Here is a 23288-nt window from a genome sequence, read left to right as displayed (position 1 = left end):
CCGCGCGCGCTGCGGCGCACTCACTCGGGCGGCGGTTCGGGCCGCCACCACAGCCACAGCGCCACCGCGCTCATGCAACCGATCGCCAGCGCCTGCACCCACGGCCGGTGCACGAACAGCAGCAGCACCAGCGCGCACGCGGCCATGGTCAGCGTCGCCATCCACTTGCCGCGGCGGCTGACCGCGCCATGCCGTTCCCAGTCGCGGATGCTGCGGCCGAAGCGCGGATCGCGCAGCAAGCGCCGGCGCAACCGCGGCGAACCGCGCGCGGCGGCGTAGGCGGCGATCAGCACGAACACCGTGGTCGGCAAGCCCGGCACGAAAATGCCGACGATGCCGGTCGCCAGGCTGGCATAGGCCAGCAGCCACCAGGCCCAGCGGAAACGGGAGTTCGGACGCATCGCGCCATCATAAGCCCACGTCGGCGCGCACTGGCGTCGATCCGACTACTGACGCGACCGCCGGACGCGTGCAGCAACGGCTGTAGGAGCGGCTTCAGCCGCGACGGGCGTTACCGGTAACGCCGTCGCGGCTGAAGCCGCTCCTACGACCGCAGTCTTTCGTGGTCGCTGGAGCACACCGTTGGTCGCGAAGAAAGACGTCGCCGGCCGATCGGACTTCGGCGCAGCCGGGACCGGCGCCCATCCCGCACAACATCAGCGCCATCGGTCGGCCCGCAGGCCAGCCGACGCGCGCCGCACTCACTTGGCCGGTTGCTCCACGCCCAGTTGGTCCAGCATGAAGGCATAGGACTCGGCCATTTCGCGGTAGCGACGGAAGCGGCCGGACTTGCCGCCGTGGCCGGCTTCCATGTTGACGCGGAACACGATCGGCTGGCTGCCGGTGTCGTTCTCGCGCAGCTTGGCCACCCACTTGGCCGGCTCCCAGTACTGCACCTGCGAATCCCACAGGCCGGTGCCGACGTACATCGCCGGGTAGGCCTGGCGGGCGACGTTGTCGTAGGGCGAGTAGCTGAGCATGTAGTCGTAGTACGTCTTCTGCTCGGGATTGCCCCACTCGTCGTATTCGTTGGTGGTCAGCGGGATGCTCGGGTCGAGCATGGTGGTGACCACGTCCACGAACGGCACCTGCGCCACCAGCACGCGGTAGTCCTTGGGCGCCATGTTCGCCACCGCGCCCATCAGCAGGCCGCCGGCGCTGCCGCCGGCCGCGGCGACGCGGTCCGGGGCGGCGTAGCCCTGCTGCACCAGCCCGCGGGTGACATCGATGAAGTCGGTGAAGGTGTTCTTCTTGTGCAACAGCTTGCCCTGGTCGTACCAGTCGCGGCCCATTTCCTGGCCGCCGCGGATGTGCGCGATGGCGTAGACCACGCCGCGGTCGAGCAGGCTCACCACCGGCAGGTTGAACGCGGGGTCGGTGGACATGCCGTAGCTGCCGTAGGCGTACTGGTACAGCGCGGCGCTGCCGTCCTTCTTGAAGCCCTTCCTGTAGACCAGCGACACCGGCACCTTGACCCCGTCGCGCGCGGTCACCCAGACGCGTTCGGTCTGGTACTTGCTGGCGTCGTAGCCGATCACCGGCTGCTGCTTGAGCAGCTTGCGCTCGCCGGTGCGGGTGTTGAGTTCGTAGGTGGTGGCCGGGGTGGTCAGCGAGGTATAGCTGTAGCGCAGCCACGGCGTGTCCGCCTCGGCGTTGATCGACAGGCCCATCGAATACGCCGGCTCGTCGGCCTTGACGTACTCCTCCTTGCCGTCGGCGAAGTGCAGGCGGATCCGCTCCAGGCCGTCGGAGCGCTCGGCGATGGCGGTGAAGCCGTCGAACAGCTCGAAGCCGTCGATGAACACCTTCTCGTCGTAGGGCAGCCAGCTCTGCCACTGGTTGCGCGAGGTGGCGCCGTCGGGCGCGGTCATCAGCGCGTAGTTCTTGGCCTTCCAGTTGGTGCGGATCACCCAGCGGCCGTCGAAGTGGTCGGCGTGGTACTCGACGTCGCGCTCGCGCGGCGCCAGCACGGTGAAGCGCTGCGGATCGGCGGCCGGCGCGTAGCGCTGCTCGGAGGACACGGTGCTTTCGACGCCGATGACGATGTACTTGTCGTCGCGGGTGCGGCCCACGCCCATGTAGAAGCTGTCGTCCTTTTCCTCGTAGACCAGCGTGTCCTGCGCGGCCGGGGTGCCCAGCACGTGCTTCTTGACCCGCACCGTCAGCAGCGTCTCCGGGTCGTTCTCGACGTAGAACAGGGTCTTGTTGTCGTCGGCCCAGACCACGTCCGGCGACACGCCGGGAATGCGGTCGGCGTAGACCTCGCCGGTGTCCAGGTTCTTGAAGCGCACCACGTACTGGCGGCGGCCCACGTCGTCCTCGGTCCAGGCCAGGAGGCGATTGTCCTGGCTGACCGCCGCGTCGCCGACGCTGAAGTAGCCCTTGCCGGCGGCCATGGTGTTGACGTCGAGCAGGATCTGCTCCGGCGCCTCCATGCTGCCCTTGCGGCGCGCCTGGATCGGGTAGTCCTTGCCGCTCTCGTAGCGGGTGTAGTACCAGTAGCCGCGCTCGCGGTACGGCACGCTGCTGTCGTCCTGCTTGATGCGGCCGACGATCTCCTGGTAGAGCGTGTCTTCCAGCGGCTTGAGCGGCTTCAGCACCTGGTCCGCGTAGGCGTTCTCGGCATTGAGATAGGCCAGCATCTGCGGATTCTTGCGCGCGTCGTCGCGCAGCCAGTAGTAGGCGTCCTGGCGGACGGCGCCGAACGGCGCCTTGACCGCGTGCGGCTGCTTGGCCGGACGCGGCGGGGTCGCCGCGGCGGCGGAGGCGGAGGAAGCGAAGGAGGCGGTCATGAGCAGGACAAGGCTCGCTAGCAAGGGGCGGTGAGGCATCTAATGGGGCTCCGGCGGCGGTAACGCAACGGGACGCGTCGCCCAGGCCGGGCGGCGGCAGCGGGCGGGCGCCGCGCAGTGCCGGCCGAGTCTCCCTGCAACGCCGCGCCGTGGCAAGCATGTCGGGCAACGCGTGCGATGCGGCGTGGGATGCGGTGGGTCGGGCGACCTGCGGCGCGGCGATGGCATTGCGGCATACGACCTTTCGCGCAAAGGCGAATGGCGCCGTGCAACGAACGATAGCGCTCGCCGGGAAACGACGCCTGACGCGCCGACCGCCGTGTGCGCCACGCTGCACGACCGCTCCGCCCGGGTGCAGCGCACACGGTGTGTCGGCATGGCACAGCCGTTTCGCAGTCCGCTCGACATCGCTAACACGCGCGAAAGCACGCTCCTCTATCATCGGCGGCATGGCTTCCCTTCCCGGCGACACCTTCAACGCCTCGCCCGCCGCGCCTGGCTACAGCCAGCGCAGCCGCGAGATCGAACCCTTCCACGTGATGGCGCTGCTGGCCCGCGCCAACGAACTGGAACACGCCGGCCACGACGTGATCCACCTGGAGATCGGCGAGCCGGACTTCACCACCGCCGCGCCGATCGTCGCCGCTGGGCAGGCCGCGCTGGGCGCCGGCCATACCCGCTACACCGCCGCGCGCGGCCTGCCCGCCCTGCGCCAGGCGCTGGCGGATTTCTACCGGCAGCGCCACGATGTCGACCTGGACCCGGCACGCATCCTGATCACCCCCGGCGGCTCCGGCGCACTGCTGCTGGCCAGCGCGCTGCTGGTCGATCCCGGCCGCCACTGGCTGATGGCCGACCCCGGCTATCCGTGCAACCGCCACTTCCTGCGCCTGGTCGAAGGGTCGGCGCAGTTGGTGCCGGTCGGCCCGGACAGCCGCTACCAGTTGACCCCGGACCTGCTGCAGCGGCACTGGAACGCCGACAGCGTCGGCGCGCTGGTGGCGTCGCCGGCCAACCCCACCGGCACGCTGCTGTCGCGCGCCGAACTGGCGGCGCTGTCGCAGACGCTGCACGCCCGCGGCGGGCACCTGGTGGTGGACGAGATCTACCATGGCCTGAGCTACGGCATCGACGCGCCCAGCGTGCTCGAGGTCGACGACGACGCCTACGTGCTCAACAGTTTCTCCAAGTACTTCGGCATGACCGGCTGGCGCCTGGGCTGGCTGGTGGCCCCGCACGCGGCGGTACCGTCGCTGGAGAAGCTGGCGCAGAACCTGTACATCAGCGCGTCCAGCATCGCCCAGCACGCGGCGCTGGCCTGCTTCCTGCCGGAGACGCTGCAGATTCTGGAAGCGCGCCGCGCCGAATTCGCCCAGCGCCGCGACTACCTGCTGCCGGCGCTGCGTGCGCTCGGCTTCCGCATCGAGGTCGAGCCGGAGGGCGCGTTCTACCTGTATGCCGACGTGTCCGATTTCACCGACGATGCGCAGGCCTTCTGCGCGCACTTCCTGGAGACCGAGCACGTCGCGTTCACCCCGGGCGTGGATTTCGGCCGCCACCGCGCGCGCCAGCACGTGCGCATCGCCTACACGCAGAGCCTGCCGCGGCTGCAGGAAGCGGTGGCGCGGATCGCGCGCGGGCTGTCGCGCTGGCCGCGCTGAGGCGGCCAGCCGCACTGGGAAGCGACTGGAGCCCCCTCATGCTCACCTATCGCGAAGCCACCGCATCCGATCTGCCCGCGATCTGCGCGCTCGGCGAGGAAGTCAATGCACTCCACCATGCGGCGTCCCCCCACATCTTCGCTGGCCCAGGCGCCGCGGACCGCGACGCGGCGCACTGGACGCGCAGCATCGGCCAGAACGATGCCACCACCTTCGTCGCCGAGGCGCAGGGCGTGCTCGTCGGCTTCGTCACGGTCGGCATCGTCGTGGAATCGCACTCATTGCTGCAGCCCATGCGCTTCGGCCGGGTGGGCAGCGTGGGCATCACCCGCAGCCATCGCGGCCAGGGCATCGGCCCGGCGCTGATGCAGCGCGCGCACGACTGGGTGGCGCGACGCGGCGGGGTCGAAATGCGTCTGAACGTCTGGGCCTTCAACAGGCACGCGCTGCACGTGTATGAAGAACTGGGCTACGACGTGCGTTCGCTGACGCTGGTCAAGCCGTTGACCGACGACGTCTGAGCATCCACTGCGGCAACGCGGACAGTGCCGGCGCGTTCATTGATGCCGCGCGTTGCGCGCGTCTCGACCGTTCACTGCCGAGACGCCAACCAGGCGATGGTCCGCGCCCCGACCGGAACGCGGACCGCGCCACTCACTTGGACAGCCGCTCCCACAGGAAGCTGTACGCCAGCGCCTGCATGTGCGCCGCCTGCGCGTTGTTGGCCGCGCCGCCATGACCGCCTTCGATGTTCTCGTAGTAGGTCACGTCCTTGCCGGCGTCGATCATCTTCGCCGCCATCTTCCGCGCATGGCCCGGGTGTACGCGGTCGTCGCGGGTGGAGGTCAGGAAGATCACCGGCGGATAGCTCTTCTTCGGATCGAACAGGTGGTACGGCGAGAAGGTCTGGATGAACTTCCAGTCGTCGGTGTCCGGGTTGCCGTACTCGGCCATCCACGACGCACCGGCCAGCAGGTGGCTGTAGCGCTTCATGTCCAGCAACGGCACCTGCACCACCACCGCGCCGAACAGCTGCGGGTACTGCATCAGCATGTTGCCGGCCATCAGCCCGCCGTTGCTGCCGCCCTGCACGCCCAGGTGCTTGGCCGAGGTGATCTTGCGCGCGACCAGGTCCTGCGCCACCGCCGCCATGTCCTCGTAGGCCTTGTGCCGGTTCTGCTTCAGCGCCGCCTGGTGCCAGCGCGGGCCATACTCGCCGCCGCCGCGGATGTTGGCCAGCGCGTACACGCCGCCCTGGTCGAGCCAGGCGCGGCCGAGGCTGCCCGAGTAGAACGGGGTCATCGAGATCTCGAAGCCGCCGTAGGCGTACAACAGGGTCGGTGCGCTGCCGTCGGCCTTGAGCTGCTTGGGCCGGACCAGGAAGTACGGCACCTTGGTGCCGTCCTTGGACACGGCGAAGTGCTGCTCGATCGCATCCTTGGACGCGTCGAAGAAGCTCGGCATCGCCTTTAGCGTCTCGATGCTCTTCGGCCCGCGCTGCACGTCGGCCAGCATCAGCGTGGTCGGGGTCAGGAAGTCGGTGGAGGTCAGCCACACCTGGTCGTTCTCGTCGGCATCGACCGCGTCGACGCTGGTGCTGCCGAAGGCCAGGTCGCCGACCGGGAACGGCGCGCGCGCCCACTCGCCCTCGCCCGGGGTCAGCACCCACAGCCGGCTCTTGACGTCGTCGAGCACGTTCAGCACCAGCCGCGACTTGGTCCAGGCGAAGGACGCCAGCGACGCGGTCTCGGTCGGCGTGAACAGCACCTGGAAGGTGCGCTTGCCGGCCATGAAGTCGTCGAACTTGGTCGCCAGCAGCGCACCGGCCGGGTAGGTCGTGCCGCCCACCGTCCACGGATCGCGCAGTTCCAGGGTCAGCCATTGGCGGTGCACGCCCTTGTTGGCCGAGTTGGGCACGTCGATCTTGGTCAAGTGGCCATCGGCGCCGCGCAGGTACATCTCGTCGTTGTAGAAGGCCAGCGTGCGGCTGACGAAATCGCGCTCGTAGCCGGGCGTGTCGTCGTGCATCGCGGCGATGTACATGTCGTCCGGCTTGCCCTCGTAGACCAGCGTGGCGCTGCTCATCGGGGTGCCGCGCTTCCACTGCTTGACGATGCGCGGATAGCCGGAGCTGGTCAGCGAGCCGGGGCCGAAGTCGGTGTACAGGTAGACGGTATCGGCATCGATCCAGCTCAGCCCGCCCTTGGCCTCGGGACGGAAGAAGCCGTCCTTGATCCATTGCTTGCTGCTCAGGTCGAACTCGCGGGTGACGTCGGCGTCGGCGCCGCCGCGCGACAGCGCGATCAGGCAGCGGCGGTATTCCGGGCGCAGGCAGTTGGCGCCATGCCACACCCAGTTCTCGCCCTCGGCCTTGTTCAGCGCGTCCAGGTCCAGCACCGTCTCCCACTTCGGCTCGGGCTTGCGGTACTCGTCCAGGGTGGTGCGGCGCCACAGGCCGCGTTCGTGCGCGCGGTCCTTCCACAGGTTGTAGTAGTACGGGCCGATCTTCTGCACGGCCGGGATCTTGGCGTCGGAATCCAGCACCTCGCGGATGCCGGCCTCGCGGGCCTTGAAGGCGGGGGTGTCGGCCAGGCGCGCCTCGGTCTTGGCGTTCTGCGCCTTGACCCAGTCCAGCGCCTTGGTGCCGGTGACGTCTTCGAGCCAGGCGTAGGGGTCTTGGGGCATCGCGGTTTCCTTGGCCGCGGCGGTGCCGGCGGCGATCAGGCCGGCGATCAGGCAGGCGTGTGCGAGTGAGGACATGGTTCGGATCCGGGAAGGACAGCGCCGCACCGTAGCACGCAGCATCGCCGCCCTCCCCTGCCGAAGGTCAGGCCGGGCGCGCGCTCCGCAGCGCCGGCCGGCGCCGCCGCGCCTGCGCCCGCGGCCGGGCCCGCCATTGCCCCCACAGGCGGCGCAGCGGCGGCAACGGGAAGCGATGCAGGGCCCACCAGGCGCTCAGCGGCATGCCCAGCAGCCACAGCGGCCGCCAACCCAGCCATTCGCTGTGGCCGCGCGCGGCCGGCCACACCAGGACCAGGGCCAGTCCGGCCAGGATCGCCTGGCGCAGCAGGCGGCGCAGGCCGGGGTGCGGGAGGTGGGTGCGCGGGGACGACGGGACGATCGGCATGACGGCAGCTCCTGGAAGTCGAGGCGCGCAGGGTGCCGCCGCGACATCTCAGGGGCTGCGACGCACCATTGACATGGCACATGCGCATACTTCACCGGCGTTCGCCCTTCGCCCCGGAATTCCCTATGCGCCTGCTTTCCCTGTTCGCTTCCGTGCTGCTGCTGGGCATGGCCGTCCCGTTGCCGACGGCCCGCGCCAAGGCGCCGGACCCGGAACAGGAGCCGGCGCAGCCGCCGATCGACCTGCAGCGCTTCATGGGCCGCTGGTACGTGATCGCGCACATCCCGTATTTCGCCGAGCGCGGCCACGTCGCCAGCAGCGACGAGTACACCCTCGAGGAAGACGGCAAGATCGCGGTGCGCTACGAGTACCGCAACGGCTTCGACGAGCCGGTCAAGGAGCTCAAGTCGCGCGCCACGGTCAAGGAAGGCACCGGCAACCGCCGCTGGACCACCTGGTTCTTCAGGATGGTGCCCACCAAATACCGCATCCTGGAAGTGGCGCCGGACTATTCCTGGGCGCTGATCGACTACCCCGGCCGCGACCTGGCCTGGGTATTCGCGCGCTCGCCGAACATGAGCCACAAGCAGTACCGCGAGCTGGTGGACAAGCTGGACCACCAGTACGGGGTCAATATCGACAAGCTCAAGCGCGTGGCGCAACACCGCGACCAGGTCGGCAAGCTCGGCTTCGAAGTGCCGAACAAGCCCTGAGGCGGCTCACGACCAAGGCCGGTCGCGACGCGGCCGGCTGCCTGCGCTGCGGCAAGCCGGCGTGCCTATCCGTCATTCGGGCCGCATCAAGCAGCGGTACTGCCAGCACAAGCGCCATGAACGTCATGGCGCCACGGACGGCCTGCACCGAACCATCGATCATCCGTCGCTCAGCGAAACGCCCGGCGCGGCCCGTATGATCGGGGCGCCCTCCCCCACAGACAGGTGCACCGCTTGGCCAGCGTCCTCTCCGACCCTCTCGACGAAGCGCCGCGCGGCTGCGCGGACGCGACCCTGCTGCGCGGCCAGGTGTTCGCGCAGAACTGCCCGTCCCGCGCCGTGCTCAGCCATGTCACCAGCCGCTGGGGCGTGCTGGTGCTGGTGGCGCTGCGCAAGGGCACCCACCGCTTCGGCGACCTGCGCCGCAGCCTGGAAGGGGTCAGCGAAAAGATGCTGTCGCAGACCCTGCAGGCGCTGGAGGCGGACGGCCTGGTGCAGCGCACCGCCTACCCGGTGGTGCCGCCGCACGTGGAATACGACCTGACCCCGCTCGGCGAGGAAGCGGCCGCGCACGTGCATGCCTTGGTGGACTGGATCGAGCGCAATATCGGCGTGATCCTCGGCGGCGGCGCGCCGCTGGATGCGGCATAGAGCGCCCACATCCCGGCCGCGACGGACATTGGCGGTAACGCCCCGGTCGCGGCTGAAGCCGCTCCTACAACAGACGCTGTGTCGTGTGGACCAGGATGCATCCAGCCCACTGCGATGCATACCTCGGCGACGACGCATTCTGGACGCGAGGCGGATCACCCGTAGGAGCGGCTTCAGCCGCGACACGCTGGGCAAGTGACGCCCGCCGCGGCTGAAGCCGCTCCTACAGAAATCGCGTCGCCGGCAACGGCGCCTCAATCGTCGCTGTAGTTGCTCAGCGCCAGCGACAGCAGCGCCTTGGCCTGTTCGCGCAGCGAGCGCGGCTCCACGATCTCCGCATCCGAACCGTAGTGCAGCACGTCCATCAGCAGCTCGCGCGAGACGCTGTAGGGCACCTTCAGTTCGTAGCGGCCATCGGCCAGGAAGCGGCCCTGCTGCTTGGAATGCCAGTGCTCGTCGGCGACCCAGCGCGCCGCCTTGGGGCTGAACACGATGGTGGCCCAGCCCTTGGGCGCGCCGGAGAAGATGCCGTAGCTGGCGGCCAGTTGCGAATCCAGCTCGGCGTCGGCCACGTCCTGCGCCGGCTGGTCTAGCAGGCGCGCATGGTTGATGCGGTCCACCGCGAAGCTGCGCACCGCGTCGCGGCCATGGTCCCAGGCGTCCAGATACCAGTTGTCGCGGTAGTGGGTGATGCGCTGCGGCGACACCGTGCGCTTGGTCGATTCGTCGGTGGAGCGGGCACGGTAGTCGAAGGACAGGCGCTTGCGCTCCAGCACCGCCGAGGCGACGGTGCGGAAGCTGGCTTCGTCGAGCTTGCGGCCGCGGTGCGGGATCACCCGCACCCGCTCCACCGGCCAGTGGGTCGCGCCGGCCTGGGCGGCGAGCAGGCTCTCGATGCGCTGCTGCAGCGGCGCCAGCACCGAGGACAGCACCCCGCCGCCGGTCCGCGCCAACAGTTGCTGCGAGGCCAGCAGCGCGTGCAGTTCCTCCGAACTCAGCCACAGCCCCGGCAACTCGAAGCGGTCGCTCTCGCCGGATTCGTAGCGGAAGCCGGCCTCGCCATCGCCCTCCACCGGCGCCATCAGCGCGTCGCGCAGGAAGGCCAGATCGCGGTAGACGGTGGCGCGGGAGCAGCCCAGTTCGTCCTGCAGCCGCGCCACCGTGACCGGATAGCGTGCGGACTTGAGCAGGCGGTGCAGTGCGTTGATGCGTTCGTAGCGGTCCATGGCCTCGATTATGTCTGAGTCGCGGGCGGAAAACGCCTGCCCGGCGCGGCTGCCGGCAGGGCGCCCTAACCGGCGATGAAGCCGGGGGCCGGGGCCGGCCAGGGTGTCATGTGGATCCGGTATGATGAAATCGTTTCCATTTCGTTAGCCGAAGGCTGCGTCCCCCCCCCCCGGAGAAGCCATGTCCCGCCGTGCCACCCTCGTATCCGCCATCGCTTTGTTGCTGCTGAGCACGTCCCCGGCCTGGGCCGCCGACGTTGCGACCTCACCGACAGCCACAGACCCGGCCAGTTCGCCGTGGAGCGGATCGGGCGAACTGGGCTTCGCCTCCTCGCACGGCAACAGCAGCAACGAAAGCCTCAACGGCCGGCTCAAGGGCCAGTACGTGGACGGCGACTGGATCCACAGCCTGGACCTGCTGGCCCTGCACGCCAGTGCCGAGTACGTCGACACCAATCCCGACGGCACCACCACGCGCAAGCGCCAGACCACCTCCAACCGCTACACCGGCAGCGCCGGCAGCGCGCTGCAGCTCGGCGAGCACCGCCAGCTGACCGCCTCGCTGCGCTACGAGCGCGACGACTTCGCCACCTACGACCGCCTGGCCACGATCGGCATCGGCTACGGCACCCGGATCATGGACGGCGACCGCCGCAGCCTCGACGTGCAGATCGGCCCCGGCGTGCGCCGCGCCCACGACGTGGTCGAGAACCGCAACGAGACCGGCCTGATCGGCCGCGGCCTGGTCGACTTCAAGTACGGCCTGACCAGCAACACCGAACTGGGCAACACCCTGCTGGTCGAATCCGGCGCGTACAACACCTTCGCGCAGAACGACCTGGGCATCTCGGTGAGCATGAACGAGCGCCTGGCGCTGAAGGCCGGCTGGCAGGCGCGCTACAACAGCGACGTCAGCGTCGACAAGAAGAAGACCGACACCCTGGCCACGATGAACCTGGTCTACAAGTTCAAGTGAGCCGGGATTGGGGAGTGGGGATTCGGGATTGGAGCACGGCGGTGCGACGAGCCGCCACGCTGCAGGGCTGACCCGTTGACCGCTTCTCGTAGGAGCGCTGCAGCCGCGCCCCGCCAGCACAGAATGGCGGTGGCGCGCAGAGACCAAATGTCTCACCTGTAGCAGCGGCTTCAGCCGCGACAGGCCTTCCCGGTAACGCCCGTCGCGGCTCAAGCCGCTCCCGCACGTGCACAACCGGCACTGTCGGGATCTGCACTGTGGGAGGGACTTCAGTCCCGACGACGGAGGGTATCAGTCGGCTTTCGGCTTGGCTTGTCGCGGCTGCATGACAGTTGACTCGTACGGCGGATGGCGCGGGGCGGTGGACACCCTCAGCCCGGCAGGTCCACATCCAGCAATTCGCGCGCGCCGGCGCCGAGCAGGGCCTCGGCCACGGCTTGGCCCAGGGCCTGCGGATCCTGCGCACTGCGCTGCAGGTCGGCGCGCACCAGGCGCCCGTCGGCGACGCCGCCGACCAAGCCCTGCAGCAGCAGGTCGTCGCCACGCCATTGCGCGAAAGCGGCCACCGGCACGTGGCAACTGCCATGCAGGGCACGGTTCATCGCCCGCTCGGCCTCCACGCAGGTACGGGTCGGCGCGTCGTCGAGCGCGGCGAACAGCGCCAGTGCGGCACTGGCGTCCTCGCGGCACTCCACCGCGATCGCGCCCTGCGCCGGCGCCGGCAGCCAGTCCGGCGCCTGCAGGCGCTGGGTGATGCGTCCGTCCAGGCCCAGCCGCTGCAGGCCGGCGCAGGCCAGCACGATGCCGTCGTAGCCACCGTTGTCGAGCTTGGCCAGGCGCGTGTTGACGTTGCCGCGCAGGTCCAGCAGCTCCAGGTCCGGGCGCCGCGCGCGCAGCTGCGCCTGCCGCCGCAGCGAGGAGGTGCCGACGCGCGCGCCGAGCGGCAGCGCGTCCAGCGAGGCGTAGAGGTTGGAGATCAGCGCATCGGCCGGATCGGCGCGCGGCAGGATCGCCGGCAGCACGAACGGCGGGTCCAGCTCCATCGGCACGTCCTTGAGCGAATGCACCGCGCAATCGGCCTCGCCGCGCAGCATCGCCAGTTCCAGCTCCTTGAGGAACAGGCCCTTGCCGCCGATCGCCGCCAGCGAGCGGTCCAGGACTTCGTCGCCGCGGGTGCTCATCGGCACCAGCACTACGTCCAGATGCGGGTGCGCGCGGCGCAGGCAGGCGGCGACATGCTCGCTCTGCCACAGGGCGAGCGGACTCTTGCGGGTAGCGATGCGCAGGATCTTCATGCGCGCATTATCGCGGAAAGCCACCGCCCGCCGCTGCTGCCGCGCGATCCGGCCGGCCTCAGCGCTGGTGGATCTCCTTGCGCAGCTGCGCCACGCAGCGCCGGCTGACCTCCAGCGGCTGCTTGCCATGGCGCAGCACCGCCTGCACCTGGCCCTCGCCGAGCCGGCGCAGTTCCACCAGCTCGTGGCGCGCGACCAGGCAGTTGCGGTGGATGCGCACGAAGCGCTCGGCGAACTCCTCCTCCAGCGCGCGCAGCGACTCCTCGATCAGGTCCTCTCCGCGGGCGTGGTGCACCACCACGTACTTTTCCTCGGCCTGCAGGTAGTGGATGTCGTCGACCGGGATCAGCCGCAGGCTGCCGCGCAGGCGTGCGCACAGGTGGGTGCGCGCCTGCGGCGCCGGCGTGGCGGCCGCGCCGTTGCCGCGTCCAGCCATGAAGGTGCGGGCGCGCTGCAGGGCCGCGGCCAGGCGCTCGGCGCGCACCGGCTTCATCAGGTAGTCGATCGCCGCCGCTTCGAACGCGGACAGCGCATGCGCATCGTAGGCGGTGCAGAACACCACGGCCGGGCGCGGCTCGAACGTGGCCAGGTGACGGGCGGCCTCCAGGCCGTCGAGGCCGGGCATCGCGATGTCCAGCAGCACCAGGTCCGGCTGGGCGGCAGCGCAGGCGTGCAGCGCATCCATGCCGTTGTCGGCTTCAGCCACCACTTCCACACCGGCATGCGCGGCCAGCAGCGTGCGCAGGCGTTCGCGGGCCAGGGGCTCGTCGTCGGCGATCAATACCTTCACCCAGGTCTCCCCCGATAGGCTGGCGTGCGCTGCGGCCGATACTAGCCCCGGTTCCGGGCGCCCGCCATCGGCAGCGCACCATGCCGCCACGCGGCCGCCGTCCTCAGTTGCCGGTGATGCAGGCATCCATCCAGTCGCCCAGGTCGGCGATTTCCTCGGCGCAGACCTGATGCGCCATCGAATAGCGCCGCCACTGCACCGGCATGCCCAGCGCCTGCAGCGTCTGTGCGGTGCGCTCGGCGTAGGTCTGCGGGATCACCGGGTCGCCCTGGCCATGGGCCATGAACAGCGGCTGCTGCAGGGCCGCCGGGGCGTGCCAGCGGGCGACGCTCTCCAGTTCCGGCAGATAGGTGGACAGGCCGATCAGGCCGGCCAGCGGCCGTTCGCGGCGCAGGCCGGCGGCCAGAGTGATCGCGCCGCCCTGGGAAAAGCCGGCCAGCAACAGGCGCTCGGCCGGCACGCCGCGCGCGTCCTCGCGTGCGATCAATTCCTCGACCTGGGCCACCGAGTCGGCGACGCCGGCGCTGTCGGCGCGGTTGGAGAAGTCCATGCTGACGATGTCGTACCAGGCGCGCATGCGCACGCCGTTGTTGATCGTCACCGCCCGCACCGGCGCGTGCGGAAACACGAAGCGCAGCGCCGGCCAGTGCGGCCGCACCAGCTCCGGCACCAGCGGCGCGAAGTCGTTGCCGTCGGCGCCCAGGCCGTGCAGCCACAGGACGGTCCAGCGCGGCGCTGCGCCGGTCTCGTGTTCCACTGTTTCCAGCATGTCGGTTCCCGATGGAGGAGGCCGGATAGTATGCCGGCGTCAGCCCTGGGCCTGCGCCTCGGCCTCGACACGGCGTGCGGCGGCTTCGCGGCGCAGTTCGGCGGCGCGCAGCAGCACTGCCGGCGGTTGCGATTCCTCGGGTATGGCGAGGATGCGCAGCTTGCGCAGCCACAGGCCGGCGGCGCGCGAGGAACTGATCGCCACCACCGGCACCGCCAGCGCCATGCCGATCACCACCGGCGCCATCCATGCCGCCAGCGACGGCGACACGGCATAGGCCATACCGCCCATCAGCAGACCGAACGCGCTCAGTCCGCCGTAGCTGCGCAACAGCGCCGCCCACGAAATGCGGCCGTCGTCGCGCTGCTGCGCGTCCCAGCCCGAGTCCTTGCCGGCCAGCACCTCGGAGACGCCGCGCGACTGCACGTACATCACCACCGGCGCCATCAGCGCGGCCAGCAGGGTTTCCAGCAGCATGCTGACGAAGGCGCGCAGTCCGCCGCCGCAGCCGCGACGTTCGCCGGGCTTGAGCAGCATCGCGAAGTAGCCCATCACCTTGGGCGCGAGCAGCACGAACATGGTCACCGCGAACACCCAGAACACCCGCGTGGAGTCCTGCTGGTGCCAGTAGCGCGCCGGCGAGAACGGCGAGATCACCGAGGCGACCAGGTCGAAGCCGCCGTTCTGCAGCGGAATGGCGATGCCGATCAGCATCAACATGCCCCACATCGGCGCAGTGAAGTAATGGCCGATGCCGATCAGCATGTGCATGCGGCTGACCCAGTGCAGGCCACGCGCGCGCACCACCTTGGAGTGCTGCAGGTTGCCCTGGCACCAGCGACGGTCGCGCACCAGCAGGTCGGTCAGCGTCGGCGGGCCTTCCTCGTAGCTGCCCTGCAGGTACGGCACCATGTGCATGGCCCAGCCGCCGCGGCGCATCAACGCGGCTTCGACGAAGTCGTGGCTGAGCACGTGGCCGCAGAACGGCTTGCGCCCGGGCAGCGACGGCAGGCCGGCCTGCGCGGCGAAGGCCTCGGTGCGGATCATCGCGTTGTGGCCCCAGTAGTTGCTTTCCGAACCGTGCCACCAGGCCACGCCGAACGCGATCACCGGGCCGTAGACGCGGCCGCCGAACTGCTGCATGCGCGCGAACAGGGTATTGCCGTTGACCACTTCCGGCAGGGTCTGGATCAGGCCGACGTCGGGGTTGGCCTCCATGCCGGCGGCCAGGCGCACGATGCTGTCGCCGGTCATCAGGCTGTCGGCGTCGAGGATCAGCATCTGCGGATAGGCGCCGCCGAAACGGCGCACCCAGTCGGCGATGTTGCCGGCCTTGCGCCCGGCGTTGCTGGCGCGGCGCCGGTAGAACAGCCGGCCTTGCCCGCCGACGCGCTCCACCAGTTCGGCGTACACCTTCTCTTCTTCCGCACCGATCGCCGGACGCGTGGTGTCGCTGAGGATGAAGAAATCGAAGCGCTCGATCTGGCCGGTGGCCTCCACCGACTCGTAGATCGCCTGCAGGCCGGCCATCAGCCGGTGCGGATCCTCGTTGTAGGTGGGCATCAGCAACGCGGTGCGGTTGCGCACCTGCGGTAGCGGCGCGTCCGGATCGATGCCGAGCTTGCGGCCCTTGCCGAACACCAGGGTGAAGAAGCCGGCCAGCGCGCTGACGAAGGACAGCGCGATCCAGGCGAACAGCGGGATGAACAGCACCATCAGGCAGGCTTCGAGCACGCTGACGCCGCCGATCAGCAGCACTTTGCCGATCAGCCAACTGGCGTAGGCGGTCATCGCCGCAGTGGTGCCGAACACGTAGAACCGCCGCCAGCCGATCCCGACCGGGGTGCTGGGCAGGCGCTTGTTGCGCAGCTTGCCTTCCTGCAGCGACTGCAGCGGCATCGCCAGCGGCGCTTCGGCCGGCAGGACGGCGTGGCCGGCATCCAGCGGAGCGTCGACGTGCATGGCCGATGTGGGGGCGACCGTGCTCATGCGACCTGCCGACCGCGTCCGGCGCCGCAGCGCCATCGGGAAGTGCCGCGGGCGGACGGCACGGCGGATGCCGCCGCGGCCACGCGCGCCTCGTTATGTTCGCCAGTTCGTACCACGTGCTCTCCTGTCGACGGGCAAAGACGCCGGTCAATGTAAACCCTAAATAGTAAGCTTTCGCGAAGGCGACACCGGCGCGGTGGCGGCGCTGGCCGCCGATCCGTTCAGCCACGTCTTCACTCGCGCTCACCTTGGTTTCACCGCGCGCGCCGACCATGAAGCCCTGTCCGGCAATGGAGGATCGGCGCATGCGGCACCCGGCCCGGCGACGTACTGACACCCCTGGCGATCAGCCGCGCCCATCGACGTCCAAGCAGGCACCGACCCAGCCAGGGCAACCGGCGTTGCTGATCGTGGACATGATCAGCCGCTTCGATTTCCCCGGCGGCGTGAATCTGGCCGCCGCCGCGTTGCCGGTGGCCGAGCGCATCGCCCAGGTTCGTGCACGCTTCCATCGCCGCGGCTGGCCGGTGCTGTTCGCCAACGACAACTTCGCCGACTGGCGGACCGACTTCGAAGGCCTGTGGACGCTATGCGCCGATCCGGCGCAGCGCGGCGCGCAGATCGCCGCGTGCCTGGCGCCGCGCCCGCAGGACTACTACGTGCTCAAGCCCAAGCACTCCGCCTTTCTCGGCTCGGCCCTGGCCCTGCTGCTGGCGCGGCTGCAGACCACCCACCTGCTGGTGACCGGCATCGCCACCGATGCCTGCGTGCTGGCCACTGCGATCGATGCGCGCATGCGCGACTTCCAGGTGCAGGTGCCGCCATCGTGTTGCGCGGCGCTGGATGCCGGGCGCCAGCAACGGGCGCTGCGACTGCTGCGCGAGGCCTTCGCGGTGCGTATCAGCGACCGACTGCCGGCGCGCGCAGGCGGATGACGGCGATTACTCCGCCGCCGGCACCGGGCCTGCGCCCTCGTCGTCGTCGCCGAGTGGCCGGGGTACGAACGGAAACGCCAGGGTGATGGTGGTGCCGCGGCCCAGTTCCGATTCGACGTCGACGAAGCCGCCGGCCTGGCGCACCAGACCGTAGACCTGGGCCAACCCCAGCCCGGTGCCCTTGCCCTCGGGCTTGGTGGTGAAATACGCCTCGAACAGGCGCGACTTGACCTCCTCGGACATGCCTTCGCCCTGGTCAGCGACCGCCAGGGTCACGTAGCGGCCGGGCTGGCGCATCGCCGCCGCACGCGAGGGCGGCACCTCCAGCGCGCCGCAGCGGATCGTCACCGTATCGCCAGGGCGACTGGCGTCGCGCGCGTTCAGCGCCAGGTTCATCACCGCCTGCTCGACCGCATTGCGATCGGCGTAGGTCGTCGCCACCTCGTCGCATGCAATCAATTGCAAGCGCATTTCGCCACCCAGCGCCTGCGCCAGCAGCGGATGCATCTGCCTCACCAATGCGTTCAGGTCCAGCCAGACCGGCTTGACCGGGTGCGCGCGGGCGAAACCGAGCAGGCGCCGGGTCATGCCCGCGCCGTGCTGCAGGGCCTCGCCGGCAATGCCGAGCAGGCGGCGCTGGTCCGGCTGCAAGCGCTGCGGATGGTCGGCGACCATGCTCACCGAGGTCATCGCGGTATGCAGCATGTTATTGAAGTCGTGCACCACGCCGGCGAGCATTTGCCCGATCGCCTCGCCCTTCTGCGCCTGGGTCATCGCGCGCTCGGCCACACGCTGCGCGGCCAGGGCGATATCCAGTTGCCCGCGCAGCTGCGACTGTTCGGTCTGCCAGTGGCGGCCCAGCGCCGCCGCATCGGCCGGCAGCAGCGGCTGCTCTTCCGCATCGATGGGTGCCAGATCGCCCAGCGCGCGCAGCGCCTGCTCGATCTGGTACTGCTGGGTGACGTCGCGGCTGATCACCAGCACGCTCTCGACCCGCGCCGAGGCATTGGCCAGCGGACTGACCATCACGTGCCACCAGCGCCGGCGTCCATCCAGCGACGGGCGCTCGGCCCAGAATTCGCGCTGCTCGTTGCCCAGCGCCGCGGCAAAGGCGCCCTGAGTGAGCGAGCGCATGTCCTCGGGCCACAGCTCGGCCCAAGGGTGGCCGACGATGTCGGCGGGATCGGACACCCCGAGCAGGGCCAACCCGTGGGGATTGATCGAGCGCACGATGCCGTCGCGGCCGACTTCCTTGATGCAGTCGTGTGAAAGTTCGACGATCTGCCGATAGTGGGCGTGAGTGGACAAGCTGCGTCTCGCAGTGAATGTGGACGAGAATATCGGGATTGCCGGGGCGTCACCAGCGCTTCACCGACACATCGTGAAGCTGCAGTGGATTATTTATTAAAGCGATCACTGCATTATGCGCGTCACCTCCGCCTTCACCGCCATTCTTCTGGTGGAGGACGACCAAACGATTCGAGAGCTGGCTGCGGCCATGCTGGCCGCCGACGGGTACCGGGTGCTGTCGGCGGCGACCGCGCAGGAAGCGCTGGAGGTGCTGGAGCGGCACCCGGACGTGGAGTTGATCTTCAGCGACGTGCAGATGCCCCGCTGCGACGGCCTGAGCATGGTGCGCCAGTTGCGCCGCCGTGGCATCGACACCCCGGCCCTGCTGACCTCGGGCATGCATGCGCCGGAGCCGTGGATGCTGCCGGCATACACCGGCTTCCTGCCCAAGCCGTACCGCCGCGCCGACCTGCTGGCGGCATTGGATCGCCTGCAGACCGGAACCTGAGCGAGGCGATCGCCATGGCGCGTCGCCGCAGCGCTCGAACACGACGCGGGAGCGGAGTGCGGCGTCAGGCGAAGACCAGTTTTCCGTACCGTGCCGAACGGATTGCCGCCAGGCGCTCAGCAACGAAATAGGCGCCGGCATGCGCGTCACGGAAATACACCCCGTCGAATGCATGCCGGCCGAGCACCGCGCCATCATTGCCGCTGATGCGGATCTGCGGCTCCAGGACGCCATCGGGGAGTGGGCGCAGCAGCGCGTCGAGGACGAAACCGTCCAGCTCGCGGCGCATCTGCGGTTTCGAGACTGTCATGAGCACACTGCACCATAGACCGCATGAAGCTCGCACAACGGAGGTGGCCGCCACGGTCGCACGGGAAGCGCGACATGCCTGCGGCAACGGAAGCTAAACGATTCATTAGCGCATGCAGGAAGGTCCAGGCCTGCGGCGCTTGACGTTCGGCGAATCCACTATGCGCTGTACTCACGATTTCGCCGTAGACAAGCGCGCGCTTCACGCCTCTTTTATCGCGCAATCCGTACTTTGCTCCTGCATTATCGCACTGCAACAATGCCGTCCCCTTTCGGCGCTGCTGTGCCTCTTCTCTGGTTTTACGTCGCGCGTCCGCCAGGACACGTGGCGGCAGTCGCTTTCCGTGTGTTCCCCGTCCTCCCCCCTTTCCAGACGGAACCGCCATGTCGCCCCCCACACCCGCCGACCTGACCGACAGACAACGCGATACCCATCCGGTGCTGCACGCGCCGCGCCGTCGCTACCGCGATGCACGCGGGCGCTTCGTGCGCAACGCCGAGGTGACTGTCAAGCTGCACCCGGCGCCGCGCCGGACCAGCCTGTTCGTCACCTCGGAGATGGCCGACTTCATCAAGGCCGGCGGCCTGGGCGACGTCGCCGCGGCCTTGCCGCGCGCACTGCGCGGCAGCTGCGACATCCGCGTGCTGATCCCGGGTTACCCGGCGGTGCTGCGCAAGACCGGGCCGCTGGAGATCGTCGGCCGCATCGCCGCCCACGCCGGGCTGCCGGATTGCGCGCTGGGCCGGGCCGAGCGCCCCGACGGCCTGTGCATCTATGTGCTGCTGTGCCCGCAACTGTTCGAGCGGCAGGGTTCGCCCTACGTGTGCAGCGAAGGCCGCGACTGGGAAGACAACGCGCTGCGCTTCGCCACCCTGTCCCACGCCGCGGCGCAGATCGCCGGCGGCCAGGCCGGGCTGGACTGGACCCCGGAGTTGCTGCACCTCAACGACTGGCCGTGCGCCCTGGCCGCCGCCTACGTGCGCTGGTCCGGCGGCCGCACGCCGTGCCTGCTGACCATCCACAACCTCGCCTACCAGGGCCTGTTCCCGTATGCGATGGCCGGTGCCCTGGGCATCCCCGCCGACGGCCTGCAGGACCTGGAGTTCTACGGGCAGATGTCGTTCCTGCGCGCGGGCATCGTCCACGCCGACCACGTCAACACGGTCAGCGTCAGCTACGCCGCGCAGATCACCGGCCCGGCGCAGGGCTGCGGCCTGGACGCGCTGCTGGCGCGGCGCGCCGCCAACGGCCGCCTCAGCGGCATCGTCAACGGCATCGACGCCAGCTGGGATCCGCGCACCGACGCGCATCTGCCGGCCCACTTCGGTGTCGGCCAGATCCAGGGCAAGCACGAGAACGCGGCGCAGGTGCGCCAGGCGTTCGGCTTGCTCGACAGCGACGGCCCGCTGTTCGCGGTGGTCTCGCGGCTGGTGCACCAGAAAGGGCTCGACCTGATCTGCGAGGTGGCGCCGCAGATCGTCGCCGCCGGCGGCCAGATCGTGATCATCGGCGGCGGCGAGCCGCAGATCGAGCAGGCGGTGGCCGCGCTGGCGCGGCGCTACCCCGGCCATGTCGGCGCGCACATCGGCTTCGAAGAGCCGCTGGCGCGGCGCATGTTCGCCGGCTCCGACTTCCTGCTGATGCCCTCGCGCTTCGAACCCTGCGGGCTAAGCCAGATGTACGCGCAGCGCTTCGGCAGCCTGCCGATCGCCCATGCGACCGGCGGCCTGATCGACACGGTGGACGACGGCGTCACCGGCTTCCTGTTCGAGGAAGCCTCGGCCGACGGCCTGCGCCGCTGCCTGCAGCGGGTGTTCCGCACCTTCCGCCTGCCGGGCCTGCTGCAGGCAATGCGCCGCGCGGCGATGCTGCGGCCCAGCGGCTGGGAGTTGGCCGGGCGCAAGTACATGGCGCTGTACGAGCGCGCCACCGCCACGACGGCGACCGGCAACGTCGCGACTGTGGCCAGCGCCACGGTGCCGACCACTGCGAGTGCCATGGCCGCCGCATGAGCGATCAGGAACACGCCGTGGACCCGGCCGCCGGCCGGGACCCGGCGGCGGACGCGGAGGACGACGGCGACGGCCTTGCGCTGCAGGCGCTGGCGCGTGGCGAGGCGATCGATGCCTTCGCCTGGCTTGGTCCGCATCCACAGGCCGACGGCACGCTTCGGGTACGCGTGCTGGCGCCCGGCGCCGAGGCGCTGGGCCTGCTCGACGCACAGGGCAAGCTGATCGCGCGGATGCGCGCCCACCCGCAGGCCGACGGCCTGTTCGAGGGCGAGCTGAAGCAGCCCATGCACTACCGCCTGCGCATCGTGTGGCCGGACGCGGTGCAGGAATGCGACGACCCGTATGCCTTCGGGCCGACACTCGATCCGGCCTGGCTGCAGGACCTGGCCGCCGGCGACGGCGCTGCCCTGCGCATTGCGCTGGGCGCGCACCATGCCCGGGTGGGCGAAGTGGAGGGCGTGCGCTTCGCGGTGTGGGCGCCGCAGGCCAGGCGCGTGGCGCTGGTCGGCGACTTCAACAGCTGGGACGCGCGCCGGCATCCGTTGCGCCTGCATGCGGAATCCGGGGTCTGGGAGCTGTTCGTGCCGGGTCTGCATGGCGGCGAGCACTACCAGTACGAACTGCAGGCCGCCGACGGCAGCGTGCTGCCGCGCAAGGCCGATCCGGTGGCGCGCTGCAGCGCCCTGGCGCCGTCCACCGCCTCGGTGGTGCCCTACGCCGACAGCCATGCCTGGGGCGATGCGGCCTGGCTGGCGCAGCGCGAGGCCCAGGCCGGCAGCGCGCAACCGCTGAGCATCTACGAACTGCATGCCGGCTCCTGGCGCCACGACGGCAACGGCCAGCCGCTGCACTGGGATGCGCTGGCCGCCGAGCTGATTCCGTACGTGCGAGGACTCGGCTTCACCCACATCGAGCTGCTACCGATCGCCGAATATCCGTTCGGCGGCTCCTGGGGCTACCAGCCGCTGGGCCTGTACGCGCCCACTGCGCGCCACGGCGACGCCGACGGCTTCGCACGCTTCGTCGATGCCTGCCACCAGGCCGGCATCGGCGTGCTGCTGGACTGGGTCGGCGCGCACTTCCCCGACGACCCGCACGGCCTGCAGCGCTTCGACGGCAGCGCCCTGTACGAACACGCCGATCCGCGCGAAGGCGTGCATCGCGAGTGGAATACGCTGGTCTACAACTACGGCCGCCCGGAAGTGGTGGCCTACCTGATCGGCAGCGCGCTGGAGTGGATCGAGCGCTTCCATGTCGATGGCCTGCGCGTGGATGCGGTGGCGGCGATGCTGTATCGCGACTACGGCCGCAACGCCGGCGAATGGATCCCCAACGCCCACGGCGGCCGCGAGAACCTGGAGGCGATCGCCTTCCTGCGCCGGCTCAACGACGAGATCGCGCAGCGCTTCCCGGGCGTGCGCACCATCGCCGAGGAATCCACCGCGTGGCCGGGCGCCACCGCGCCCACGCAGCAGGGCGGGCTGGGCTTCAGCCACAAGTGGAACATGGGCTGGGCGCACGACACCCTGCGCTACCTGCAGCGCGATCCGCTGTACCGGCAGCACCACCACAGCGAGATGACCTTCGGCCTGGTGTACGCGTTCTCCGAGCATTTCGTGCTGCCGCTGTCGCACGACGAGGTGGCGCGCGGCAAGGGTTCGCTGCTGGCGCGCATGCCCGGCGACGCCTGGCAGCGCTTCGCCAACCTGCGCGCCTACCTGGCCTTCATGTGGGCACATCCCGGGCGCAAGTTGCTGTTCATGGGCTGCGAGTTCGGACAGTGGCAGGACTGGGACCACGACCGGCCGCTGGACTGGGCGCAGGCGCAGCAGCCCGAACACCGCGGCGTTGCCCGGCTGGTCGCCGATCTCAACCGGCAGTTGCGGGCGTTGCCGGCGCTGTACCGCAGCGACCGCAGCAGCGAAGGCTTCGAATGGAGCATCGCCGACGACCACCACAACAGCGTGTTCGCCTTCGTCCGCCACGACCGCGACGGCGGCGCGCCGCCGCTGCTGGCGGTGAGCAATTTCACGCCGAACGTACACCACGATTACCGCGTGGGGGTGCCGCGTAGCGGACGCTGGCGCGAGATTCTCAACAGCGACAGCGGCTATTACGGCGGTTCCAACCAAGGCAACGGCGGCGTGCTGTCGACCCTGCCGCAACCGATGCACGGGCATGCGCAATCGCTGGCGCTGACCCTGCCGCCGCTGTCCACCCTTTGGCTGCAACCGGACTTTTGAA

20 protein-coding genes are annotated in these 23288 nt (G+C 69.7%); 9 read left to right on the top strand and 11 right to left on the bottom strand.

What is annotated here, in order from left to right:
• Positions 1–20 precede the first annotated feature (20 nt).
• On the bottom strand, positions 21–401 hold the full coding sequence (locus QN245_RS03810) for a YbaN family protein (RefSeq protein WP_317844606.1): 381 nt from the start codon (positions 399–401) through the stop codon (positions 21–23).
• A 300-nt stretch (positions 402–701) separates the two neighbouring features.
• Positions 702–2792 carry a S9 family peptidase gene (locus tag QN245_RS03805; RefSeq protein ID WP_317844605.1) on the bottom strand — a complete coding sequence of 697 codons (2091 nt, stop codon included), beginning with the start codon at positions 2790–2792 and terminating at the stop codon, positions 702–704.
• Positions 2793–3241: 449 nt separating this feature from the next.
• Here QN245_RS03805 and QN245_RS03800 point away from each other — a divergent pair, with 449 nt between their 5' ends.
• On the top strand, positions 3242–4453 hold the full coding sequence (locus tag QN245_RS03800) for a pyridoxal phosphate-dependent aminotransferase (RefSeq protein WP_317844604.1): 1212 nt from the start codon (positions 3242–3244) through the stop codon (positions 4451–4453).
• 38 nt (positions 4454–4491) lie between these two features.
• A complete protein-coding gene (locus QN245_RS03795; protein ID WP_317844603.1) occupies positions 4492–4974 on the top strand; it encodes a GNAT family N-acetyltransferase in 483 nt (160 codons plus the stop codon).
• 133 nt (positions 4975–5107) lie between these two features.
• On the opposite strand, the gene QN245_RS03790 is transcribed toward QN245_RS03795, so the two are convergent.
• Together QN245_RS03790 and QN245_RS03785 are read right to left on the bottom strand one after the other, a co-directional pair.
• On the bottom strand, positions 5108–7213 hold the full coding sequence (locus QN245_RS03790; protein WP_317844602.1) for a prolyl oligopeptidase family serine peptidase: 2106 nt from the start codon (positions 7211–7213) through the stop codon (positions 5108–5110).
• A 67-nt stretch (positions 7214–7280) separates the two neighbouring features.
• Positions 7281–7580, bottom strand: a complete 300-nt coding sequence (locus QN245_RS03785) for a hypothetical protein (protein WP_184447223.1) — start codon at positions 7578–7580, stop codon at positions 7281–7283.
• Positions 7581–7705: 125 nt separating this feature from the next.
• Between QN245_RS03785 and QN245_RS03780 the strand changes: the two genes are divergently transcribed.
• A complete protein-coding gene (locus tag QN245_RS03780) occupies positions 7706–8293 on the top strand; it encodes a lipocalin family protein (RefSeq protein WP_160969737.1) in 588 nt (195 codons plus the stop codon).
• A gap of 225 nt (positions 8294–8518) precedes the next feature.
• Complete coding sequence (locus QN245_RS03775) at positions 8519–8944, top strand: winged helix-turn-helix transcriptional regulator (RefSeq protein ID WP_425612909.1); 426 nt, start codon at positions 8519–8521, stop codon at positions 8942–8944.
• Between the two features lie 254 nt (positions 8945–9198).
• Here the strand turns inward: QN245_RS03775 and QN245_RS03770 are convergent, their stop codons facing one another.
• The gene (locus QN245_RS03770) at positions 9199–10170 is read right to left on the bottom strand and encodes a helix-turn-helix transcriptional regulator (RefSeq protein WP_010341069.1); all 972 of its coding nucleotides are present in this window, start codon (positions 10168–10170) and stop codon (positions 9199–9201) included.
• Between the two features lie 181 nt (positions 10171–10351).
• Here QN245_RS03770 and QN245_RS03765 point away from each other — a divergent pair, with 181 nt between their 5' ends.
• The gene (locus QN245_RS03765) at positions 10352–11146 is read left to right on the top strand and encodes a DUF481 domain-containing protein (protein ID WP_160969733.1); all 795 of its coding nucleotides are present in this window, start codon (positions 10352–10354) and stop codon (positions 11144–11146) included.
• A gap of 371 nt (positions 11147–11517) precedes the next feature.
• On the opposite strand, the gene hemC is transcribed toward QN245_RS03765, so the two are convergent.
• From hemC to mdoH, 4 genes are all read right to left on the bottom strand, one after another.
• Positions 11518–12441, bottom strand: a complete 924-nt coding sequence (hemC, locus tag QN245_RS03760) for a hydroxymethylbilane synthase (RefSeq protein WP_160969731.1) — start codon at positions 12439–12441, stop codon at positions 11518–11520.
• 58 nt (positions 12442–12499) lie between these two features.
• Entirely contained in the window at positions 12500–13231 is a 732-nt protein-coding gene (locus QN245_RS03755; RefSeq protein WP_184447224.1) for a LytR/AlgR family response regulator transcription factor, read from the bottom strand.
• Between the two features lie 103 nt (positions 13232–13334).
• Positions 13335–14000 (bottom strand): alpha/beta hydrolase, encoded by a 666-nt coding sequence (locus tag QN245_RS03750; protein WP_317844601.1) that lies wholly within the window; start codon positions 13998–14000, stop codon positions 13335–13337.
• A gap of 39 nt (positions 14001–14039) precedes the next feature.
• Positions 14040–15989 carry a glucans biosynthesis glucosyltransferase MdoH gene (gene mdoH / locus QN245_RS03745; RefSeq protein ID WP_317845436.1) on the bottom strand — a complete coding sequence of 650 codons (1950 nt, stop codon included), beginning with the start codon at positions 15987–15989 and terminating at the stop codon, positions 14040–14042.
• Positions 15990–16294: 305 nt separating this feature from the next.
• On the opposite strand from mdoH, the gene QN245_RS03740 reads away from it, so the two are divergent.
• Entirely contained in the window at positions 16295–16924 is a 630-nt protein-coding gene (locus QN245_RS03740) for a cysteine hydrolase family protein (protein WP_317844600.1), read from the top strand.
• A 6-nt stretch (positions 16925–16930) separates the two neighbouring features.
• Here the strand turns inward: QN245_RS03740 and QN245_RS03735 are convergent, their stop codons facing one another.
• Complete coding sequence (locus tag QN245_RS03735) at positions 16931–18232, bottom strand: two-component system sensor histidine kinase NtrB (RefSeq protein WP_317844599.1); 1302 nt, start codon at positions 18230–18232, stop codon at positions 16931–16933.
• Positions 18233–18347: 115 nt separating this feature from the next.
• Here QN245_RS03735 and QN245_RS03730 point away from each other — a divergent pair, with 115 nt between their 5' ends.
• Entirely contained in the window at positions 18348–18722 is a 375-nt protein-coding gene (locus tag QN245_RS03730; RefSeq protein WP_160969721.1) for a response regulator, read from the top strand.
• 64 nt (positions 18723–18786) lie between these two features.
• On the opposite strand, the gene QN245_RS03725 is transcribed toward QN245_RS03730, so the two are convergent.
• On the bottom strand, positions 18787–19011 hold the full coding sequence (locus QN245_RS03725) for a hypothetical protein (RefSeq protein ID WP_184645986.1): 225 nt from the start codon (positions 19009–19011) through the stop codon (positions 18787–18789).
• 404 nt (positions 19012–19415) lie between these two features.
• Here QN245_RS03725 and glgA point away from each other — a divergent pair, with 404 nt between their 5' ends.
• Both glgA and QN245_RS03715 read left to right on the top strand, forming a co-directional pair.
• Positions 19416–21044 (top strand): glycogen synthase GlgA, encoded by a 1629-nt coding sequence (glgA, locus tag QN245_RS03720; protein ID WP_317844598.1) that lies wholly within the window; start codon positions 19416–19418, stop codon positions 21042–21044.
• On the top strand, positions 21041–23287 hold the full coding sequence (locus QN245_RS03715) for a 1,4-alpha-glucan branching enzyme (protein ID WP_317844597.1): 2247 nt from the start codon (positions 21041–21043) through the stop codon (positions 23285–23287). The genes glgA and QN245_RS03715 overlap by 4 nt, the downstream gene beginning before the upstream one ends.
• The last annotated feature ends 1 nt before the right edge of the window (position 23288 follow it).

The sequence above is a fragment of the Xanthomonas rydalmerensis genome, assembly GCF_033170385.1.
GTDB lineage: Bacteria > Pseudomonadota > Gammaproteobacteria > Xanthomonadales > Xanthomonadaceae > Xanthomonas_A > Xanthomonas_A rydalmerensis.
This window is presented reverse-complemented; position numbering and strand designations above follow the sequence as displayed.

Coding starts and splice junctions, on each gene's coding strand:
- QN245_RS03810 (WP_317844606.1), bottom strand. CDS start 401: ATGCGTCCGAACTCCCGTTTCCGCTGGGCCTGGTGGCTGCTGGCCTAT.
- QN245_RS03805 (WP_317844605.1), bottom strand. CDS start 2,792: ATGACCGCCTCCTTCGCTTCCTCCGCCTCCGCCGCCGCGGCGACCCCG.
- QN245_RS03800 (WP_317844604.1), top strand. CDS start 3,242: ATGGCTTCCCTTCCCGGCGACACCTTCAACGCCTCGCCCGCCGCGCCT.
- QN245_RS03795 (WP_317844603.1), top strand. CDS start 4,492: ATGCTCACCTATCGCGAAGCCACCGCATCCGATCTGCCCGCGATCTGC.
- QN245_RS03790 (WP_317844602.1), bottom strand. CDS start 7,213: ATGTCCTCACTCGCACACGCCTGCCTGATCGCCGGCCTGATCGCCGCC.
- QN245_RS03785 (WP_184447223.1), bottom strand. CDS start 7,580: ATGCCGATCGTCCCGTCGTCCCCGCGCACCCACCTCCCGCACCCCGGC.
- QN245_RS03780 (WP_160969737.1), top strand. CDS start 7,706: ATGCGCCTGCTTTCCCTGTTCGCTTCCGTGCTGCTGCTGGGCATGGCC.
- QN245_RS03770 (WP_010341069.1), bottom strand. CDS start 10,170: ATGGACCGCTACGAACGCATCAACGCACTGCACCGCCTGCTCAAGTCC.
- QN245_RS03765 (WP_160969733.1), top strand. CDS start 10,352: ATGTCCCGCCGTGCCACCCTCGTATCCGCCATCGCTTTGTTGCTGCTG.
- hemC (WP_160969731.1), bottom strand. CDS start 12,441: ATGAAGATCCTGCGCATCGCTACCCGCAAGAGTCCGCTCGCCCTGTGG.
- QN245_RS03750 (WP_317844601.1), bottom strand. CDS start 14,000: ATGCTGGAAACAGTGGAACACGAGACCGGCGCAGCGCCGCGCTGGACC.
- mdoH (WP_317845436.1), bottom strand. CDS start 15,989: ATGAGCACGGTCGCCCCCACATCGGCCATGCACGTCGACGCTCCGCTG.
- QN245_RS03740 (WP_317844600.1), top strand. CDS start 16,295: ATGCGGCACCCGGCCCGGCGACGTACTGACACCCCTGGCGATCAGCCG.
- QN245_RS03730 (WP_160969721.1), top strand. CDS start 18,348: ATGCGCGTCACCTCCGCCTTCACCGCCATTCTTCTGGTGGAGGACGAC.
- QN245_RS03725 (WP_184645986.1), bottom strand. CDS start 19,011: ATGCGCCGCGAGCTGGACGGTTTCGTCCTCGACGCGCTGCTGCGCCCA.
- glgA (WP_317844598.1), top strand. CDS start 19,416: ATGTCGCCCCCCACACCCGCCGACCTGACCGACAGACAACGCGATACC.
- QN245_RS03715 (WP_317844597.1), top strand. CDS start 21,041: ATGAGCGATCAGGAACACGCCGTGGACCCGGCCGCCGGCCGGGACCCG.